The organism is Burkholderia sp. Ac-20365 (genome assembly GCF_017104715.1).
GTDB lineage: Bacteria > Pseudomonadota > Gammaproteobacteria > Burkholderiales > Burkholderiaceae > Paraburkholderia.
In genome coordinates, this window is the sequence record NZ_JAAGPI010000152.1 from 1 (window position 1) to 286 (window position 286).

Annotated in this window: 1 rRNA gene; it reads right to left on the reverse strand. The window is 44.4% G+C overall.

Features of this window, described 5'->3' with window-relative positions:
* Positions 1-218 precede the first annotated feature (218 nt).
* Positions 219-286: ribosomal RNA gene (locus tag G3O01_RS45055) — 16S ribosomal RNA — on the reverse strand; the annotation flags it as partial.

Here is a 286-nt window from a genome sequence, read left to right on the forward strand (position 1 = left end):
AGGCTGTCTTTCGACAACCCTTAAATACTTTCGATACAATCACAACCCTGATTCGCCTACTTACGTACCCATCTCTAAGTACGCTTTCGCGAATCTCTTTACTACTTCTTCCTGATTGTTAAAGAACATAAGCCGATATCGATCACGATATAGCTATGACTGTCTTCAATTAACAGCCGACAAGTGTGAGCACTCAACTTTGAAACGCTTAGCTCTGGAAAGGAGGTGATCCAGCCGCACCTTCCGATACGGCTACCTTGTTACGACTTCACCCCAGTCATGAATC